Here is an 18,212-nt window from a genome sequence, read left to right on the forward strand (position 1 = left end):
TTATGTAACATTGAAGTAATCTGATAATTTATAGAATGTTATACATACATTACAAAATTCACTTTCCTTTGATTCTATACTTATATCATGACTTAATTTATTTAATATTTTTTTTGATATATATAACCCCATTCCTGTAGATTTGGTTATTTCGTTATGTTTGCCTACATAACCTTTATCAAATACTCTATTTATATCCTCTGTTTTTATACCAATTCCATTATCCTTAATGTGAAGTTCTATTCCAGTTTCCGAATTTTGCAAATAAATTTCTACAACACCATCTTCTTCAATGTATTTACATGAATTATTTATTATTTGTTCAATTATGTGCATTAACCATTTTTTATCACTTAGTACGTTATAATTTAAATTACCTATTCTTAACTCTATCTTATTGTATATAAATAAATATTTATTCTTTTTTATAATTTCTTTTACTATTTTTTCTAAATTTATTTCCTCTATTAAAAAGTTAGAACTATAATCTCCACTTTTACTGATATATAAAGCTTGTTGAACTAAACTATCAATTCTTTTAAGTTCTATATTTATTTGTTTGTGTAACTCATAATTCCCAAAATATTTATTTTCTAACTCTTTTACTCTTTGACTAATAATTTCTAAAACAGCAATAGGAATTTTAATCTCATGTATCCATTTAGTCATATAGTCATTGATTTCTTCAATTTCTTTTTTCAAACTTTCTACGGTATTTTCATTTTCTAATAATTTGTTATCTATAACTTCTTTTAATTTGTTATTTTTAAACTCATGTGCTTTGTTATTATTTATATATTCAAATAAGCTTTTATAGTTTTTTATGTATGAACGATATCCTAATATAAAAAAAATAATGCACACAGTTAAAATCATTGTATCTATATATATTAAACTATTCAAAACCTTTTCTAATCTAAGATCTGCAATTATATTTATATTAACTATAACCACTATAAATATAACTAAATATATAGATAATTTAACTTGTTTTATATAATTTTTCAAATTCATTGTATATAATACCCCTGACCTTTTTTAGTAACTATAAAATCGCTCAAACCTATATTTTCTAAAGTCTTTCTGAGTCTATTTATATTTACAGTTAAAGTATTTTCACTTATAAACTCTTCGCTATCCCATAATTCTTCTATTATCGTGTCTCTACTAACTATACTTCCTTGATTGTTCATTAATATATTAATTATTTTAAACTCATTTTTGCTAAGTTCAACAAACTGATCATTGAAATAAATCTTATTTTCTAAAATATTTAAAATTACATCTTTATATTTTACAATATCAACTTTTAATGAATTGTTGTATGAGTATGTTCTTCTTAATATAGCTTGTACTTTTGCAACTAATACTTGAGTTGAAAAAGGTTTTATTATATAGTCATCGGCTCCCATATTTATAGACATAACAATATCCATATCGTTATCCCTAGATGAAATAAATATTATTGGTACTTTTAATATATTTCTTATTTTATTGCACCAGTAAAATCCATCATAAAATGGTAAATTTATATCCATCAATACCAACTTAGGATTAATTGCTATAACTTCTTCTGCTATATTATCCAAATTTTTTGCTTCATGTGTCCTATATCCCCATTTACTTAAACACATATGAATTTCTCTACTTAATGCTTTGTCATCTTCTACTAAAAAAATGTCAATCATAATACCCTCCTTTTAAAACATAATATATATTTTGCCAATTATATATTATAGCACACTTTAAAATTTCATAATTTGATATAATATTCATAGTTATGATAATATATTGTAATAAAATTTACTTAAAATAAAATGAGGTAATAATATGATTATTTTTAATACGTTTATAGAAAGCTTTTTAAATTTAGCTAGTATCTTAGGAGTTTTTATAGTGTTTGGCATTTTATTAAACTTAATTGAATCTAAAAATAATGAGCTTATACAAAACTCACTTGGAATAAACTTTATAGTATTTACTGGTTTTATAGGAACTGTAGTTCATGAGTTAAGCCATATGCTAATGGCGTTTATATTTAACCATAAAATAGTTAAAGTTGAATTATTTAGACCACTTAAATATAAGGAAGATGGGGTCTTAGGATATGTAAAACATACTTATAATTCTAATAACCTATATCAACAAATTGGGAATTTCTTTATAGGTATTGCTCCTATGATTTTTGGTACTTTGTCTATATGGATACTTTTAATTTTATTTTCTAATGATACATACCAAATCCTTACAAATAATATACACATTGATTTATATATTAAATACCTTGAGTCAACTGACTATTTAAAAGTTTTTAATCTTTTAATTAATGATACTTTATTGATATTAAAGAGTATGTTATCACTAAAATATTTAGCTGATTTTAAACACTTAATTATGCTATTTTTCATATATTCCATAGCTACACATATGAGTTTAAGTTTAGCTGATTTAAAAGGAAGCTTTAAAGGTTTTATAGTGTGTTTTATTACTGTTTTTATATTTACTCTTTTTATCAATGTATTTAATCAAGCTAACTTTTTTAAAAACATTTTGATATTTAAGTTTAATGTTTATGTTTTTTTATTTTTAACTGTAGGTTTAATTTTTTCATTATTAACACTTTTTGTATCATTTTTGATAAATATTATAAAAAGGTGAGTAATTGTTATAATATAGAAAATAATATATAATGATATTTCAGTATTTTCAATTTTAGAAAGGGTTGATATTTTGGAATTAATATTTATTTTAATAGCATGTTTATTAGGATTTATGTTTATTAAATATTTATTTAAAAAGGTCATGCTATGTTTGTTCATTTTAGCTTGTTCAGGGGGAGTAAGCTTTATATACAAAATTCCATATAGTATAAGTGTTTTTTTAGTTTCAGTAATAATTTATTCATTTTATTCTATTTTCTCAGAAATGAAAAATATGGGCTGTAAGCTTTTTAAATCGCGAAAATTATATTTAGATGGTTGGTCTGAAAAATTAGTAGATTTACTATTTAGTATAAATTACATAGTTTTTATGATTACTTCTTATATGATATTTATGAGAATGAGTTTTTCTATGATAGATATATTTGAGTTAGGTATAGCCTTTTTTATAACATTGTTATGTATATGGATAGTTGGTCATAGTAAAAATTTTGTTTTAAAATTTATAAGGCCTAAAGAGTTTGAAATATAGATTAAATATAAAAAAGCAGGTAAATACTATTTACCTGCTTTTTTATATTTAATCTATATTATGACACGCAACAAAATGCTCACCATCTGTTTTAATCATAATCGGTTCCTTTTGTTCACAAATCAAAGTTTTATACTTGCACCTAGTTCTAAACCTACAGCCAGAAGGTGGATTTATAGGGCTCGGTACATCTCCATCTAAAACTTCGCTTTTTGTTTTTTCTCCAATAATTGGAATACTACTTAATAAAGCTTTTGTGTATGGATGTCTAGGATTATTATATATATCTTCACTACTTCCGATTTCTACTATCTTACCTAGATACATAACTCCAACTCTATCAGATATATGTTTTACCATAGATAAATCATGTGCTATAAATAAGTAAGTTATCCCTAACTCTTCTTGCAAATCTTCGAGTAAATTGATAACTTGAGCTTGTACTGAAACATCTAAAGCTGATATAGGTTCATCACAAAATATAAAATCCGGCTTCACTGAAAGTGCTCTAGCAATTCCAATACGCTGCCTTTGTCCTCCACTAAACTCATGTGGATATCTGTTTGCATGCTCTTTTTTTAGTCCAACTTTTTCAAGCAGATTATATACAATATCTTTTTTCTCACTCTTAGAATAATTCGTATGTATATCTAATGGTTCACAAATGATTTCCATTACATTCATATTAGGATTTAAAGATGCATATGGATCCTGAAAAATTGTTTGTGTTCGTTTTCTAAATTCTTTTAAATGCTTTTCATTTTTTCTAGATATATCTTCTCCATCAAATAAAATTTCACCATCTGTAACATCATATAATCTTATTAAAGTTCTTCCTAATGTAGATTTCCCACAACCACTTTCTCCAACCAATCCTAACGTTTCACCCTTTTTTATATAAAAACTAACATCATCTACAGCCTTAACTTCCTTTACATCTTTTTTTATTAAACCACTTTTTTGAATAAAATATTTTTTTAAATTTTTAACTTCTATTAAATTCATTTTTTCCTCCTGAATATTTCCAACAGTCTACTTTATGATTTTCATTAATTAGTTTTGTTGCAGGTCTTTCAATGCACATGTCCATTTTTTCATTACATCTATCATAAAATGGACATCCCTTAGGAGGTTTTAGTAAATTTGGAGGTGTACCCTCTATAGATGTTAATCTTTCTTTTTTAGTGTTCACCCCTCTTGGAATTGATTTTAACAATCCTATGGTATATGGGTGCTTTGGATTTTCAAAAATCTCATCTACCGTTCCTATCTCCATTATTCTACCGCCATACATAACAACTACTCTATCACAAGTATTGTAAACTACGCCCAAATCATGTGTTATTAGCATTATAGAGCTATCTTTATCTTTATTTAAATCTTTTAAAAGATTTAGTATTTGAGCTTGTATAGTAACATCTAATGCTGTTGTTGGCTCATCAGCTATTAAAAGTTTGGGATTAGAACTTATAGCCATTGCTATACACACCCTTTGTCTCATTCCACCACTAAACTCATGAGGATACCTATTTACTCTATCTTCAGGTGATGGTATTCCTACTTTTCTTAAAATTTCAATAGATTTTTTTCTAGCTTCATTTTTATCTAAATGTTGATGCCTAATTATAATTTCTTGTATCTGATTTCCAACTGTTATAAGCGGATTTAGGGCAGTCATAGAATCTTGAAATATCATAGATATTTTATTTCCTCTTATTTTCCTCATATCTCTAGTACTTAATTTTAATAAATCTATTTCTTCAAAAAGTATTTCGCCATCTTTTATTTTTCCTGGTTTATCTATAATTCTCATTATTGATTTTGATGTTATACTTTTTCCACTTCCACTTTCACCAACAATTCCAACAGTTTCTCCTTTAAATACATCAAAGCTAACATCCCTAACTGCTTCAACTTCTCCTTCTTGTGTAAAGAAAGAAGTTTTCAAGTTTTTGACTTCTAATATTTTTTCCACATTTCTCACCTACCTGTCATTTGCTTTTGGATCAAATACATTTCTTAACACATCTCCAATTAAATTAAAACTAAGTACGGTCAATAATATAAACATACCTGGGAAAAATGCTAAGTAAGGCGCATCCATCAAATAACTTTGAGCATCTTTCAACATACTTCCCCATGATGCATTTGGCTGAGTTACTCCAACCCCTAAAAAACTTAATGATGATTCTAATAGTATTGCAGTTGCTATATTTATAGTAGCTGAAACAATTATAGTTGGTAGTATACTTGGAATTATATGCTTAGTTATTATTTTAAAAGAGCTTTGTCCCGACGCTTTTGCATATAATACATACTCTCTTTCTTTTACCGATAGGGTCTCTCCCCTTACAATTCTAGCAATTGACATCCATCCTAAAAATCCAATTATAAGAATTAAATTTTTAACGGATGCACCTAAATAAGAATTTATAACCAAAATTAAGAAAAATGTTGGAATACACATAAGAATATCTATACTTCTCATTATAAAATCATCTATCTTACCTCCAAAGTATCCACTTATAGCTCCTATAATAGTTCCTACCAATGTAGATATTATCATTGCCATAAACCCTACCATAAGTGATATTCTTCCACCATAAAGGGATCTAGTAAAATAGTCTCTACCTACATCATCTGTTCCAAATAAATGCGTTAGGCTCGGTCTTAAGAGCCTATTAATCGGATCTATCTGATTAGGGTCATAAGGTGATAAAAATGCAAAAACTGAAGCGATTGTAAAAATCACAATAATTGCAATGGCTAGTATTGCTAGCTTATTTTGTTTTAAATTTATCTTTAAATTTTTAATTACTCTATCATTCATTTTACTACCCTCTCTTATGATTTAATTCTAGGATCTACCATTGCATATAGTATGTCAGCTATCAAATTCCCGATTATCAGCATCGCCGATGAAAATAAAGTTATTCCCATAACTACTGGGTAGTCATATCCAAAAATTGCATTTACTCCTAGTTGACCCATTCCTGGCCACCCAAAGATAGTTTCTGTTATAAAGGCCCCTGTAAAAATACTTGGAAGTGACATTCCAAATATAGTTATCACAGGCAATAAAGTGTTTTTTAGTACATGTTTAAAAAGTATATCTTTCGTGCTAGCTCCATATGCATATTGAGTAGTAACATAATCTTGTTTTAATTGTTCTATAGTACTTGAACGAATGTATCTTATATACACTGATAAATTGTAAAAACTTAAAACCGTAACGGGCAATATTAAATGATTTATTAAATCTAAAGTTGTATCTACTCCAATAGTCCTCATCCCTACACTAGGGAATATATTTAATTTTATTGAAAAAACATATATTAGCATCATCGCAAACCAAAAACTAGGTATGGAAATCCCAATATATGAAACTACATTTAACACCTTATCTATTATTGAATTTTTCTTATAACCTGATATAAGCCCTACTGGTATTGATATAATAATAGATATTACCAATGCACTTCCAGAAAGTAAGATAGTTGGTCCTAACCTTTCCAATATAAGATTTAGCACAGGCTTACTATTAACCATTGAGTATCCTAAATTTCCTTGTATAGTGTTAAATAGCCATTTAAAATATTGAACTATTATTGGATCGTTAAGTCCTAAACTTTCTCTAATTCTCTCTATATCTTCTACATTCATATCCGGGGATATGTATGCCTGTAGTGGGTCTCCTGGTGCTAAGTGCATTAATATAAATGATATTATAGTTATAAAAAACAACATTGGTATCATATTTAAAAGTCTTTTTATAATTTTTTCTTTCATACTGTCACCCCAATCTAAGCTTACTTGAAAAGAGCTGTTTCTATTATGAAACAGCTCTAAAATTTATATATCATTTTCACTACTTCTTATTTAATTTAGATAAATCTTGGAACATATATATCGGAACTAATTTAGCTTCATCTATTCCTGTATATTGTTTATCTATAGCAACCATAGATTTAGGGTATGCTATAGGGTATAATGAAACGTCTTCAACTATTTTTTGTTGAATTTCTTTATACAATTCTCCTCTTTTAGCACTATCTGTCTCTACAGATGCTTCCTTAAATAGTTTATTTACTTCTTCATTTGAATAACCTTGTACATTATTTGACTCTTCGTTTGTAAATATAGATGCATATGCTGCTGGTTCATTCCCCATAACATAACCATTTATAGCCATATCAAATGTTCTAGTAGATAAATCTTCTGTAAATAATTGACCTAAAAATGCACTTCTTTCTAAAGGCACTAAATCAACTGTTACTCCTATTTCTTTTAAGTTATTTTGTATCACTAATGCTATTGATTCTAAAGTTTTATCTCCATTAGTATATCCTAATCTTAATTTTAAGTTTTCAGCTCCTGCAGATTTTAATAATTCTTTAGCTTTATCTTTGTTATAGTCATATTTTTCAACATCATCTGTGTAATATAATGTATTTGGTGCAAATAATGAATAAGCTTTTTTAGCATATTTATCTGATCCATAAGCTGATGTCATTATTTGATCTTTATTTATTGCATAAGCTATAGCTTGTCTCACTTCTTTTTTAGCTAAATCTTTGTTTTCTTCACATAAAACTAAATTGTCTACCATTCCCTCATCAAACATTTTTACATCTAAATTTTTATTCTTTGATACAGTTTCAACTTGGTCTGGTTTAACATAATTTGCTTGAACTTCTCCATTTTGAAGTGCCATAGCAGCTGAGTTTCTATCTGAAATTATTCTATATGCTACGGTATCTAAGTTTGGATCTCCCAAGAAATAATCTGTATTCTTATCTAGTAATATACTTTCTCCAGATTTTACTTCTTTTATTTTATATGGCCCAGAACCTATAGGTGAATTGTTTTTTTCACTCTTAGCTATATCTTTTTCCCCTTCAAATATATGCTTTGGTATAGGTCTTAAAGAACTTAGTGTATCTTCAAATGACATTAAAACTGATGGCAATTTAACTTCAAAATTTTGAGCATCTATTTTTTTGAATTCAACAGGTTCTCCATTTACTAAAAAATCTGCTCTTCTTATTGAATTTTGATTTTTATCCATAATAGCATCATATGTATATATAATATCGTCTGTAGTTATAGGCTTTCCATCATGCCACTTTAAATTATCTCTTAATTTAACTTTATAAGTTAAGTAGTCATCTGATATATCAACTTTTTCAGCTAAGTAGAACGTTTTCTTTTCACCTTCTATAACATATAATGGTGAATAAATAGCATTCATAAGCGTCATTGATGCTCTATCGTTAGCATATAATGGATTTGTTGTTTGTGGATTTCCACCAGCTACTAAAGTTATAGATTTACCACTTGAAGCACTATTTGTTTTCCCTGAGTCTTTACTTTCAGAACCTTTAGATGAACATCCTACAGTAAACAACATAGTACTGATCAGTCCTAGCGATATTAATCGTTTTGCAATTTTCATTTTAATCCCCCTTGAAATTGTATAAATATTAGATATTAGTCCCAGGTCTATTGTATGAAAATTGTATAAATATGTAAAATTGTTATTTTCTATTTCTTGATATTCATATATAGATAAAAACAATCACATTAAATAAGGTATTCAAGATAATTTTTGGTAAAAAAATAAAAAAGGACTTAAATAAGTCCTTTTTTATTTTTTAATTTTAACTAGCTCTACTTTCTTTGTTAGCTTCTTTTTTAAAGCTTAATTTAGGAAACTCTACTACTAAAGATATACTTGCAAATATTAATAGAAGTATTGGATAATATAAAAATTTAATAACTCCTATAGATGAAACTCCAGCAATTCCTACAGCCGTTAATATTTGAGCTCCATAAGGAATCATACCTTGCCAACATGATGAAAATAAATCTAATATACTTGCAAGTTTTCTTGGATCAAGACCATACTTTTTCCCAATGTCCTTAGCTAATGGTCCTGCTGTTATTATAGTTATAGTGTTATTTGCTGTACATAAATCTATTATACTAGCAATTAAAGCTATTCCAAACTTAGCTCCAGTTGGGCTTTTTATCTTGCTTGTTACAAAATTTAATATGAAATCTATACCACCATTGTGTTTTATTAATCCTATTACCCCACCTACTATAACTACTAATATACATAACTCTTGCATTCCAGCCATACCTTTAGATACAGCATCTATAAATTGCCACATATCTAATGTTCCTGTGAAAATCCCTATAGCTCCTGCAAATACAACTCCTCCTGCAAGAAGTACAAAAACATTCGCTCCAGCTAGAGCTCCAACTAATACTGCAACATACGGAACAACTTTTATAACTTCATAATGTCCAGCTTCAGCTGAAGCTGCTGTCCCTGCTGTCATTACAGCTATTATTATAAAGCTTAGTAATGCTGCTGGAAGTATAACAAAGAAGTTCATTTTTACCTTATCTTTCATCTGACAACCTTGTGTACTTGCCGCTGCTATAGTTGTATCTGATATCATAGATAAACTATCTCCAACCATAGATCCCCCAACTATTATCGCTACTAATAACTCTAATTGTATTCCAGTTTTTTGCGATACACCTATTGCAATAGGTGTTAGTGCAGACACCGTCCCAACAGATGTTCCCATTGATGTAGATATAAAACATACCATTAAAAATAAACCTGGTACTAATAAATTTGGTGGTAAAATCGCTAAGCTTAAGTTTACTGTAGAGTCTACCCCTCCCATTGCTTTAGCTACACTACCAAAAGCCCCTGCTAATAAAAATATAACAATCATTATCAGAATATTGCTATCCCCTGCACTCTTTAAAAAAACGTCCATTTTATTATCTAAAGATTCTTTAGGATTAATTATAAATGCAACTACAGCTGCAATTACAAATGCTGTCAATGCTGGCATTTTATAAAAGTCTCCAGTTAAAATCCCACTACCTAAAAATAATATTAAAAATACACCTATAGGAAGTAATGCTATCGCACTTCCCTTTTTTTGATTCAGACTATTATCGTCTATATGTTCCATAATTTTTTCCTCCCTTTACATTATGAATAAGCTTCTTAACCCAACATCTATTGTATGAAAATTGTATAAATATGTAAAATTGCAAATATCTATGTACTAATTTGTAAATATAGAGAAAATCAATTATGTTAAATTTTAAACACTTTTTTAAGTAATTATAATGTCATTAAGTGTAAAAAAAAAGCAAGTGAATATTAATATTAATTCACTTGCTTTTTTTATTTAAATTTATATATTTTTTATTCTAAGAATGAGCTTTAAACATTTTAACATATTTCACTTTACTTAGAGAATATGAAAGTGGAATAGCTATTACCATACTTACTATCCCTTGCATTAAGTTAGCAGGTATAGAAGCTGCTGAAATTATAGCGCTACCTTTTAATATTATGCCTGCTATAAAATACCCTATTACCATTGTTAAAGTTCCTACTCCTGTTGAAAATACACTTTTTATAACTGTATTATGCTTTCTCATTATAATTCCAACTAAATATCCTTCTAATCCTTTTATTACAAGAGTAAATATTGCCCAATGAGCATATCCACTTAATATGTCCGCAAAAGCAGAACCGATTCCTCCCGCTATCATACCTGTTATAGGACCAAATAGTATTGACGAAATGAAAATCACGCTATCTCCAATGTTAATGTATCCCTCAGTTCCAGGCATTGGTATTTGTATAGTCATAGTAGCAATACAGACTAAAGCTATCATAAGCCCCTTAAGCACTGTTTTCCTTGTATCCTCATGCATATTTTATCCCTCCTCGATCAATTTCTTATGCTTTTATTATAAAGAAACGTATTCAAACATACAATAATTATTGTACCCATACAATTTTTATTTTGATTGTATGGGTACAATGATTATTATACAATCCACATTTATATATTACCCTAAATTTAAAAGTTAAAAATAAAAGAATAGCTAAAATTAGCTATTCTTTTATTTTTATTATTTATATGCTTTAAAGTTTTTTAATCTTAATGCATTACTAACTACAGATACTGAACTTAAGCTCATGGCTGCTGCTGCTATCATAGGATTTAGTAACGGCCCTCCAAATAAATATAATATTCCTGCTGCCACAGGTATCCCTATAGTGTTGTACCCAAATGCCCAGAATAAATTTTGCTTAATATTTTTAATTGTTTCTTTACTTAATTTAATAGCTGTCGGAACATCCATAAGGTCACTTTTCATTAAAACAATATTTGCAGATTCAATAGCAACATCAGTCCCACTTCCTATTGCAATTCCGATGTCAGCCTTAGCTAATGCAGGAGCGTCATTAATTCCATCACCTACCATTGCTACAAAATTACCTTTATCTTGAAGTTTTTTAACTTCATTTGCTTTATCTTCTGGCAATACTTCCGCTAAGACAATATCTATACCAACTTCATTTGCTATTGCATTTGCTGTTTTTTTATTATCTCCAGTAACCATAGCAACTTGAATTCCCATTTCATGTAATCTTTCTACTGCTTTTTTGCTATTTTCTTTAACTATATCAGCAACAGCTATTATACCTGCTAGTTTATTATCAATAGATATATACATCGGAGTTTTACCTTCACTTGCTAATTTATCAGAAATTGTCTCTAACTCACTTGTACTTATGTTTTTATCATCCATTAGTTTCTTATTGCCTAAGAATATATTCTTTTTATCTATTGTTACTTCTATACCATGACCTGTTATAGAGTTAAAATTAGTTACATTTAAAATTTCTAATTTTTCTTCCTCGCCTTTTTTTACTATAGCCTCTCCAAGTGGATGTTCTGACCCTTTTTCTGCACTTGCTGCGAATTGAAGAAGTTCTTTTTCCCTAACTATATTAGTAGTTACAATATCCGTTACAACAGGTTTTCCTTCTGTTATAGTTCCTGTTTTATCAAATATTATAGTATTTATTTTATGTGCAGACTCTAGTGCTTCTCCACCTTTTATTAATATGCCATTTTCTGCCCCTTTACCTGTTCCAACCATTATAGCTGTAGGTGTTGCAAGTCCTAATGCACATGGGCAAGCTATAACTAATATAGATATAAAAATAGTTAAAGAAAATACTAAATCTTTTCCACCTACAAAGAACCAAAGTAATGCACTTATTGTAGCTATTGCTAGAACTGTTGGCACAAAATAACCAGATACAGTATCAGCTAATTTTGCTATAGGCGCTTTGCTTCCTTGTGCATCTTCAACTAATTTTATAATCTGAGCAAGAGCAGTATCACTTCCTACTTTTTCTGCTTTGAATTTTATATTACCATTTTTATTTATACTAGCTCCAGTTACCTTATCTCCAACTTTTTTCTCAACTGGCATACTTTCTCCTGTAAGCATAGATTCATCTACTAAAGTATGTCCTTCAATTACTATCCCATCTACAGGTATCTTACTTCCTGGTTTTACTACTATAATATCATCTTCTTCAACTTCATCAATTGGTATTTCTAACTCCTGTGAATTTTTTATTATTATAGCAGTCTTTGGCTGTAATCCCATAAGAGTTTTTATAGCTTCTGAAGTTTTTCCTTTAGATCTAGTTTCCAAATATTTTCCAAGTAATATTAGTGCTATTATTATACCTGCACTTTCATAATATAATTGATGATCATGACCACCTACATGTCCAATTTTCCCTGTAGCAATTTGTATAGTAGTATATACACTGTATATAAGTGCTGAAGCTGTACCTATTGCAACTAAGGAATCCATATTTGGACTTTTAGTTATTAATGCTTTAGTTCCATTTATATAAAATTTGTATCCAGCTCCTATTATAGGTATTACTAATAATAGTTGAACTAATGCATAATTTAGTGAATTATGCATAGGGTTTATAAATTCTGGTATCGGTAATGGCCCAAATGGTTTAGGCATCATCGGTCCCATAGCTATATATAATAATGGAATTGCAAATACCATAGATATTATAAGTTTATTTTTAAGAACCTTTATTTCTTTTTCTTTTCTTATTTTATCTTCATCTATATTGTTATCTTTAATTTTTTCTATAACTTTATAACCTGCTTTTTCTATTGCACCCTTAATTTGTGACAACTTTACTTTCGATCCATCATACTGTATTGTTGCTTTATCTGTTGCTATGTTTACATTTACAGATTTAATGCCATCTAGTTTTTTTATACCTCTTTCAACTGCTTTTGCACAAGATTGACATGTCATTCCTTCTATTTTTATATCAATTTGCTTAGCTTCATCTACAACTTTATAGCCTGCTTTTTCTATTGCGCCCTTAATTTGCGATAATTTAACTTTTGATCCATCATACTGTATTGTTGCTTTATCTGTCGCTATATTTACATTTGCATTTTCTATTCCATCTAATTTTTTTACACTTCTTTCAACTGCCTTTGCACAAGATTGACATGTCATTCCCTCTATTTTTATATCAATTTTTTCAAACAGTTCTGTGTTTTTCACCTCTTCTTTTATCCCATAACCTGCTTTTTCTATTGCATCCTTTAAATCCGTGAATTTAACTTTATTCGGATCATACTCTATATCCAGTTTTTCTGTTGCTATGTTTACATTCTGGCTTTCTACCCCATCTAATTTTTTAACTGCTTTCTCAACAGCTTTTGCACAAGCTGCTCAAGTCATCCCAGTTATTTTATAAGTACTTTTATTTGTATTTATACTCATTGGTTTTCACCATCCTTAAATTTAATAGTTTATAATAATATTATATACCCCCTATGGGTATTTTGAAACACTTTTTTTACAAAATTTAATTTTATATATTTTTAACCAAAATTTATAAGTAATTAGCATTTTTTATAAACTATTATTTTCTATAAACGAAAAAAGCTGATAACCTAATAGATACCAGCTTTTTTATTTCATTAATATTTCTATTTGTCCAAGCGACTTTTCTTTTCCATCCATACCAACCCTAGTCATTATATATATTTCGTGAAAATCACCTATAGTTTCAATATTATTATCTTTTATATATTTCATAATTACATCATAGTATTTGCCTGAATCTTTATATGCATCATCAAAGTACATAGTTAAGTATTTACCTTTAGGTATTTTTATTATTTTTTCATCTATAAAATTTTTATTCTCACCCAAGTTTATCATTACATTTTTATAAACTACATTCTGATTAAATTTCATGTCACTATACGAAGTTGTAAACGCAATTTCAGCATTTACATTTTCATAATCTTTTTCTACTTCTAATAATACTTTTCTCAAAATAATTTCAAATTCATCAGTATATCTATCTTTGCAATGATATGTTTTAAAAGTTCTTTCTTCATTCTCTTTAATAAATACAGTGTTAAGCCCTTTATCTAGTGAAATTTTTATCTTATTTTCAAGAGATTCAATTTTATTTTTGATATTATCTAATTCTTTTAATTTTTCATAAATTATTTGTTTTTGATTTCCAAGTATATTAAAAATTGATTCCAAAGATGTATAGTTATGTGTTACTTCCTTTATTTCTTCTAGCGGCATGCCCATAGCTTTACATTGTTTTATTAAATCTATAGTGCCAAAATCCTTCATAGAATAATACCTATATCCTGTAGTTTCATTTATGTATGAAGGCTTTAACAATTCAACTTTTTCATAATGCCTAAGAGTCTGCACCGATATATTGTTTAGTTTAGCCATTTGACCAATAGATAAATATTTTCCCATTCAATCACCTCTGCTATATTTTAGCATAATGCTACACTAAATCCATCTAATCTATTAAATTTGTATTTTCTAATAACTTTACAAATTCATTTTTGATTATTTTAGTTGATATAAAAAATACTTCTATTATGTTCTCGTGTTTAGTGTATGCAACTCTAAACTTGTTATTTTTTCTATTTTATTATTTTCAAAAAAAACTTATTACTTCTCGGAAATTCTGCGCGTTGAATTTGTTTTAAAGCTTTTTCTAGTTTTTTACTATCTAAATTATAAAATTGCTTATACTCAAATCCATCTTGAATCACATTAAATATATTTTGATCAATCTTTTCAATCGTTACTTTTCTGTCCTTTTTAAAAGTAAGTAATTCAATTTTATTTCCTACATCAATTTTTTTTAAATTTTCAAATACACATTTTCTAAAATTTTTTATATCTATCAATTTAATTTAATCCTCCATATAATTTTAATTATATAATGGTTTTACCCTTTTTTGAAAAAATAAAAACTGAACCCTTTAATTAGAGTCCAGTTTTTTATTTATATATTAGATGCATCGCCTAAAATTATATTTTGACTTTGCTCTGATTCATTTATTACTTTCGCAGTATATTTTCTTACATTAGCCATTACATACATAACTATAAATGTTATAGATTCTGAAACTAATACACTTGACCATATTCCATTTAAACCAAATAACTTTGGTAATACAATTAAACAGATAGGTAAAAATATAATTGATCTAAATACGCAAATTAAGTTTGAGAATTTAGGTATTTCAATAGCTTGATAATAAACTAATGTATTTAAGTTTATACTTCCTATTATATACGCTAAACATGCTATCTTTATACCATGGTACCCAAGTTTTGCTATGTTTGGATCAGTTGTAAATATACCAACAATGCTTCTTCCAAATACATAGCATATCAATGCTGCTGTTATACTAACAACTAATGAACACTTACAATTTATGTCATAGAATTTTAACATTTTTTTAGAATCTCTTCTTCCAAAATTATAACTTATCAGAGGTTGTGCCCCAAATGTTAATCCTAGTAAAACCATATAAATATTTGTAGTTATATAGTTTATTATACTATATGTCGATATACCTATTTCTCCCATAAAGTTTGACAGTGCTATATTGTGTAAGAATACAATGATTGAAAAACTTGCTTGTCCAAAAAATGATGGGAATCCAATGTTTAAAACTTCTTTTATTGTATCTTTATTTAAAGATGTATTTCCAAAGCTTAAATACCCTCTTTTCTTTAAGAAATGTGGAAGAAGTATAGCTACTGTAACTATTTGACCTAAACCTGTAGCTATAGCAGCGCCTTTAATTCCCATTCCCAAAGGAAATATAAATACATAATCTAATATTACATTAGTTATAGCTCCTGCAATAGTTGAAACCATCGCAAGTTTTGGTTTATTATCATTTCTTACAAAACTATTTAATACTATACCAACTAAGTTAGGCGTGCAAAAAATAGCATAATATTTAAGGTACTCAACGGCTAAAGGTTCTAAATTATCCGTTGCTCCTAACATCCTTACAATTGGACCTGTAAATACGATACAAACGATACTTGTTACTATACTTATAATTAATAATAGCTTAAATACTTGTCTAAATATATCAACTGCTTTATCTATATCTTCAGCACCTACATTCTTAGATACTAAAGCACCTCCTCCAACTGCTAGCATACTTGCAATACCAAATAAAACTACAGTAAATGGAAGAACTATGTTTACAGCTGCTAATGCAGAGTCTCCAACACCTTGGCCAACAAAGATTCCATCGATAACGGTATATAATGACGATATAAACATTGCCAATGATGATGGGACTGCATATCTTAAAAATTCACTAACCATAATTTCCCTCCTATTATTTTTCCTAAAACACATTATAAAGTCTATAGTAGGTATAGAGTCAATATCATTCAACAAATATTTTAATTCTTCTAATAAAACAAAAAATTCACACCTTATAGTGTGAATTTTATTTATTATAAATTTTATCTATTTTTATCATCTTTTAATGTAGCTAAAGTATATAAAGAGTATAATCCAGCTACCCCTACTAATGTAAATATACTTCTACTTATCATTGAATATGTTCCTCCAAATAAGTATCCTACAAGATCAAGTTCAAATAGTCCTATAGAACCCCAGTTTAAAGCTCCTATAATAACTAATACTAATGAAATTTGTTTTAATAACATATTTATACACTCCTTTAATTTTTTCTTTTAGTTATTATTTCCAGTATTTTTTCAATTATTCTTTTTTTTCTAATTTTAAAATCACCAATATAAGAAAGCGTTATTCAATAATTTATGATAGTATTATTATATAGCTATTTAGGAGGTGTTTTTTATGTTTATAAGAAATGAGACTTTAGTAGACAGGGCTAAAACTTCTAAAAAACTACCCAATTTTTTTTGGGCAATAATTTTAGCTTTATTATTTCTAAATATAGGTTCAATTTTAGGGTCTATAGTTATTATTCCCTTAATTTCTTTAGTAGGTAGTATTCCTTTATTTTCATCTAACCCTGAATTTTTAATGCTACTAGCATCATTACTAAGCTTTATCGGTATATCTTTACTAGTATTTTTTAGAGTTTCAAAGATAGAAAAAAGAAGTATTAGCTCAATTGGTTTTTCTAAATACAATTGGTTTAAAAAATATTCAATAGGATTTTTAATAGGACTAATTTTAATGAGTTTAGTCGTACTTGTTCTATATTTATTTGGATTTGTATCTTTAGAACAATCTCCTTCTCAGCCTGTAGGTAAATTTGCTTTATTAAACATCTTTATTGTTTTAATAGGTTGGATAATTCAAGGAGGAACAGAAGAAGTTTTAACTCGAGGATGGCTTATGAATGTCTTAGGTGCACGCTATAATATAAAAATTGGATTATTTGTATCCTCTGTTCTTTTTGGTCTACTTCACCTATCTAACCCAAATGTTAATATAGTAGCCATTTTAAATATAATACTGGTTGGGTATTTATTTGGTCTATATGTCATAAAAACAAACGACCTTTGGGGTGCTTGTGGTATGCATAGTGCGTGGAATTTTGCTCAAGGCAATTTATTTGGATTTGAAGTTAGTGGATTAAATGTTTCTGTTGGAAGCTTATTTGATTTTAACTTAAATGGAAACAGTCTTGTATCTGGTGGAGTTTTTGGACCTGAAGCTGGTCTTGCATCTACCCTTATATTAATAATAGGGATAGTTTTTATTCTTCTACTTGACAGAAAAGGCTTCTTCAATAAATATTGTTAATAATTATCTGAATCTA

General features: G+C 27.9%; 17 protein-coding genes and 1 pseudogene. 3 read left to right on the forward strand and 15 right to left on the reverse strand.

The annotated features are described in order from the left end of the window. Together KXZ80_RS10430 and KXZ80_RS10435 are read right to left on the reverse strand one after the other, a co-directional pair. Positions 1–1,014 (reverse strand): sensor histidine kinase, encoded by a 1,014-nt coding sequence (locus KXZ80_RS10430; protein WP_021433417.1) that lies wholly within the window; start codon positions 1,012–1,014, stop codon positions 1–3. Beyond that, the gene (locus tag KXZ80_RS10435; RefSeq protein WP_021433418.1) at positions 1,011–1,688 is read right to left on the reverse strand and encodes a response regulator transcription factor; all 678 of its coding nucleotides are present in this window, start codon (positions 1,686–1,688) and stop codon (positions 1,011–1,013) included. The genes KXZ80_RS10430 and KXZ80_RS10435 overlap by 4 nt, the downstream gene beginning before the upstream one ends. 142 nt (positions 1,689–1,830) lie before the next feature. Between KXZ80_RS10435 and KXZ80_RS10440 the strand changes: the two genes are divergently transcribed. Beyond that, positions 1,831–2,658, forward strand: a complete 828-nt coding sequence (locus KXZ80_RS10440) for a hypothetical protein (RefSeq protein WP_021433419.1) — start codon at positions 1,831–1,833, stop codon at positions 2,656–2,658. 267 nt (positions 2,659–2,925) lie between these two features. Then, complete coding sequence (locus KXZ80_RS10445) at positions 2,926–3,192, forward strand: hypothetical protein (protein WP_156344344.1); 267 nt, start codon at positions 2,926–2,928, stop codon at positions 3,190–3,192. Between the two features lie 48 nt (positions 3,193–3,240). On the opposite strand, the gene KXZ80_RS10450 is transcribed toward KXZ80_RS10445, so the two are convergent. The 13 genes and pseudogenes from KXZ80_RS10450 to KXZ80_RS10505 all read right to left on the reverse strand — a co-directional run bounded on the left by KXZ80_RS10450 (position 3,241) and on the right by KXZ80_RS10505 (position 17,124). After that, on the reverse strand, positions 3,241–4,197 hold the full coding sequence (locus KXZ80_RS10450) for an ABC transporter ATP-binding protein (protein WP_021433421.1): 957 nt from the start codon (positions 4,195–4,197) through the stop codon (positions 3,241–3,243). Beyond that, positions 4,178–5,167: an ABC transporter ATP-binding protein gene (locus tag KXZ80_RS10455; RefSeq protein WP_021433422.1), complete on the reverse strand. Its 990-nt coding sequence runs from the start codon at positions 5,165–5,167 to the stop codon at positions 4,178–4,180. The genes KXZ80_RS10450 and KXZ80_RS10455 overlap by 20 nt, the downstream gene beginning before the upstream one ends. A gap of 9 nt (positions 5,168–5,176) precedes the next feature. Continuing rightward, positions 5,177–6,022 carry an ABC transporter permease gene (locus KXZ80_RS10460; RefSeq protein WP_021433423.1) on the reverse strand — a complete coding sequence of 282 codons (846 nt, stop codon included), beginning with the start codon at positions 6,020–6,022 and terminating at the stop codon, positions 5,177–5,179. A 14-nt stretch (positions 6,023–6,036) separates the two neighbouring features. Then, positions 6,037–6,981, reverse strand: coding sequence for an ABC transporter permease (locus KXZ80_RS10465; protein ID WP_021433424.1), 945 nt, complete (start codon positions 6,979–6,981; stop codon positions 6,037–6,039). 79 nt (positions 6,982–7,060) lie between these two features. Beyond that, positions 7,061–8,647 (reverse strand): ABC transporter substrate-binding protein, encoded by a 1,587-nt coding sequence (locus tag KXZ80_RS10470; protein WP_021433425.1) that lies wholly within the window; start codon positions 8,645–8,647, stop codon positions 7,061–7,063. Between the two features lie 205 nt (positions 8,648–8,852). Next, positions 8,853–10,193 (reverse strand): Na+/H+ antiporter NhaC family protein, encoded by a 1,341-nt coding sequence (locus tag KXZ80_RS10475; RefSeq protein ID WP_021433426.1) that lies wholly within the window; start codon positions 10,191–10,193, stop codon positions 8,853–8,855. A 244-nt stretch (positions 10,194–10,437) separates the two neighbouring features. Beyond that, complete coding sequence (locus KXZ80_RS10480) at positions 10,438–10,950, reverse strand: ECF transporter S component (protein ID WP_021433427.1); 513 nt, start codon at positions 10,948–10,950, stop codon at positions 10,438–10,440. A gap of 201 nt (positions 10,951–11,151) precedes the next feature. Further along, entirely contained in the window at positions 11,152–13,650 is a 2,499-nt protein-coding gene (locus KXZ80_RS10485; protein WP_021433428.1) for a heavy metal translocating P-type ATPase, read from the reverse strand. Positions 13,651–13,671: 21 nt separating this feature from the next. Beyond that, positions 13,672–13,809 (reverse strand): annotated as a pseudogene (locus KXZ80_RS17920) (cation transporter); the annotation flags it as partial. Positions 13,810–14,064: 255 nt separating this feature from the next. Next, positions 14,065–14,883, reverse strand: coding sequence for a MerR family transcriptional regulator (locus KXZ80_RS10490; protein ID WP_021433430.1), 819 nt, complete (start codon positions 14,881–14,883; stop codon positions 14,065–14,067). Between the two features lie 173 nt (positions 14,884–15,056). After that, entirely contained in the window at positions 15,057–15,326 is a 270-nt protein-coding gene (locus tag KXZ80_RS10495) for a hypothetical protein (RefSeq protein ID WP_021433431.1), read from the reverse strand. Between the two features lie 98 nt (positions 15,327–15,424). Then, positions 15,425–16,774, reverse strand: coding sequence for an MATE family efflux transporter (locus KXZ80_RS10500; RefSeq protein WP_021433432.1), 1,350 nt, complete (start codon positions 16,772–16,774; stop codon positions 15,425–15,427). A gap of 143 nt (positions 16,775–16,917) precedes the next feature. Continuing rightward, positions 16,918–17,124, reverse strand: coding sequence for a DUF378 domain-containing protein (locus tag KXZ80_RS10505; protein WP_021431189.1), 207 nt, complete (start codon positions 17,122–17,124; stop codon positions 16,918–16,920). Positions 17,125–17,278: 154 nt separating this feature from the next. On the opposite strand from KXZ80_RS10505, the gene KXZ80_RS10510 reads away from it, so the two are divergent. After that, complete coding sequence (locus KXZ80_RS10510; protein WP_021433433.1) at positions 17,279–18,196, forward strand: CPBP family intramembrane glutamic endopeptidase; 918 nt, start codon at positions 17,279–17,281, stop codon at positions 18,194–18,196. Positions 18,197–18,212: the final 16 nt, after the last annotated feature.

Source organism: Paraclostridium bifermentans (genome assembly GCF_019916025.1).
GTDB classification, from domain to species: domain Bacteria; phylum Bacillota; class Clostridia; order Peptostreptococcales; family Peptostreptococcaceae; genus Paraclostridium; species Paraclostridium bifermentans.